Genomic DNA, 2,869 nt, shown 5'->3' on the forward strand with positions numbered 1-2,869 from the left:
AACCTGTCCCAAAGTCATCAATCGCCAACTTAAAACCGCACTGTTTAAGCTGTACAAGTTTTTGAACAGACTCCTCTGCATTCGGCATAATCGTGCTTTCCGTTAACTCTAATTTAAAAAAACGCGGGTGAACATTGCTTGCTTTTACAATATGTGATACTTGTTCAACAAAATCATCTTGTTGAAAATGGACAGCTGAGATGTTTACTCCGACTTTCATATGCGGAGCGAACGAATGGATCGCCTTTATATGTATACATATTTGTTCTAATAGCCATTTCGTAATTGGAACGATAAGTCCTGTCTCTTCTGCTAGCGGAATAAACTGCGCTGGGGAAACGAATCCGATGTTCGGCTGTTTCCAGCGAAGCAACGCCTCAATCGCTTCAATTTTTTTCGTTTTCATATTCACGATCGGTTGATAGTGAACGTGTAGCTCGTTTCGTTCAATCGCTTTTCTTAAATGGTTTTCTAACGTTACAACCTCGCTTTGATAGTCTAATTTCGCTGTGTACAACTCAAAGCGATTCCGTCCACTTTCTTTCGCTTTTTGCATCGCACGATCGGCTCGGCGTAATAACGTTTCTTCGTCATCTCCATCGTTTGGATACATGCTTATACCGATGCTTGCCGAAATGTATACGTCCGAACCGTTCAACGTAAAAGGAGCTTGAAGCGCTTCAATCATCTGCTCAGCTGTATGAATCGCTTCTTGGGCATCCTTTAATTTAGGTAAAATAACAACAAACTCATCTCCACCAATACGCGCAAGCGTGTCTTTCGTACGCAATCGTTTTTTTAGTCGACTCGCCACTTTCTTCAACAATAAATCTCCGCTATAATGGCCTAGTTCATCATTAATGTATTTAAATCGGTCCAAATCGAGAAATAAGATCGCTAACTGTTGGTTATGACGTCGCGCCATATGAAGTAAATGTTGTAAACGTTTTGTAAATAGTTGGCGGTTCGGAACGTTGGTCAACACATCATAATTTGACAGCCGCGCTAATTGCTCCATCGTTCGTTTATGTTGTGTCACATCTGAAAAAATGGCCACATAATGCGTCGGTTTTCCGGTAGCATCGCAAATCGCTTTAATCGTTAACCACTCAACAAACAATTCACCATTTTTTCGTTTATTCCAAATTTCTCCCTTCCAAATCCCATGGTCACGTAACGTTTCCCACATGTTTTCGTAAAACGTACGATCATGCAATCCGGAGCGAAGAATATTTGTTTTCCTTCCGAGCACTTCCTCTTGTGTATAGCCTGTTACCGTTTCAAAGGCCGGATTAGCTAATAAAATATGCCCATTTTCATCGGTAACAATTATTCCTTCATCTGCCTCTTGAATAATAGTATAGGCAATAGCTAAAAATGTATCTGCTTCAAACAACGTCGACATCCGTTTTTTCACAACACGCTCTCCCCTCATGTTTACAAAACAAAAACTCCCCTGACGATGTGCAGGAGAGTTATGCCATGAATCATGTTCTGTAAGCCATGTTCTGTTCCGTCGTACTGCAAACGGCTTGCGCCTCGTACTTCGGCGGTAATCATCTATCTACAGGCATCCGCCTGTCCTTCTCTCCGTTCATTTCCTTTGAGAAGGTGCCCCTACCATCATTTGGGTTTCTCGCTCGTGGGGTTTACCGCGTTCCACTCTTGCCGTTTCCAGCAAGACTACGTCACTGTGGCACTTTAAAGGTAGTCGAGCCATATCCGATACGGACGTAGGCTCTTTCCCTGCCGTCAGCCCAGCTTGCCGCCAGACTGCCCTAGCTTATGCATTCGCTAGGCACGAACACTACGGGCATCTCAGCACCGTGCGAGCATGGACTTTCCTCTACGATGCATATGCATCGCAGCGATTACCCGAACATGATTCATGTAAGCATATGATAGTATATCCGAAACGATAAGCCAAATCAATAGAAAAGGTTGGAACATTTATTCATACAGCTTGCTTCCGAAAACATGTTTTTCCAAATTGGAAAGACGTTGCAAAATATCAAAGTTCGTCGTTCCTGCTTGAGATGGCTGACGTTTTTGCGTCTCCTGCAATTGGCTTTTCAAACGTGTATTTTCTTGTTGTAGTTGTTCAATCATTTGATGAAATGTTTCATAGTCTTTAATAATTAAGTCGAGAAAGCGATCGACTTCATCTTGATTGTATCCGCGCATGCTTATTTTAAACTCTTTTTCAAGAATGTCTTTTGCTGTTAAGTTGATGCGATCCGAAAGCACGTTTGCTCACCTCAATTGTCTATGTCTACACCTATTCTTTCAAAAAAAGCAGTCATTGTCAATTTTTCATTTTCACAAAGTTCGTCTTTTTTTCGACAAAAAAACGAAGGCGTTTCGCCTTCGGTTAAAACGGTCTCGGAAACGGACCAGAACCTGGACAAACAACATGTTGATGCGATACATCGTTAACAACAGATTGCGTATGTGGAAAATAATGTTGATGCTGGAACAAATGATGATTCACATACGTCGTATGTGACGGATGAATGTGTGGCACAATCGTCATTTGCATTTGATGTTGTGTACAGCCCTTCGTCGGATAAACGATTGGCGGCATCATATTTGGACGACAATGCATATTTCATACCCCTTTCGTATTGAATTTCGTTACATTACTAGCGTATGTATCAAGGGGTATACATGTACTAATGGAAATACCTATTTTACATGAACGTATAAATGTTATGCTTCATATTCGCAAAAAGGACGACTGTAGCCCCGATTAAAACGAAAAATAAGTACAAAATTTTTTTACTCATCATTCTCTCTCCGTAGCTTATATTGTTCACTGTAGATGAGCATTTTTTATTACATTAATTTCCATCCCCAAGAGACAAACAGG

General features: G+C 41.2%; 3 protein-coding genes and 1 other RNA gene. All 4 read right to left on the minus strand.

Features of this window, described 5'->3' with window-relative positions; all coding sequences use genetic code 11:
- On the minus strand, window positions 1–1,417 hold a 1,417-nt coding region (locus V7Z64_RS12790), incomplete at its 3' end, for a putative bifunctional diguanylate cyclase/phosphodiesterase (RefSeq protein ID WP_297988518.1).
- Between the two features lie 75 nt (window positions 1,418–1,492).
- Window positions 1,493–1,883, minus strand: an RNA gene (gene rnpB, locus V7Z64_RS12795) — RNase P RNA component class B.
- 67 nt (window positions 1,884–1,950) lie between these two features.
- Window positions 1,951–2,247, minus strand: coding sequence for a cell division regulator GpsB (gpsB, locus tag V7Z64_RS12800; protein WP_297988520.1), 297 nt, complete (start codon window positions 2,245–2,247; stop codon window positions 1,951–1,953).
- A gap of 124 nt (window positions 2,248–2,371) precedes the next feature.
- Complete coding sequence (locus tag V7Z64_RS12805) at window positions 2,372–2,605, minus strand: CotD family spore coat protein (protein WP_297988522.1); 234 nt, start codon at window positions 2,603–2,605, stop codon at window positions 2,372–2,374.
- Window positions 2,606–2,869: the final 264 nt, after the last annotated feature.

This window comes from Anoxybacillus sp. (assembly GCF_036834105.1).
Classification (GTDB): domain Bacteria; phylum Bacillota; class Bacilli; order Bacillales; family Anoxybacillaceae; genus Anoxybacillus.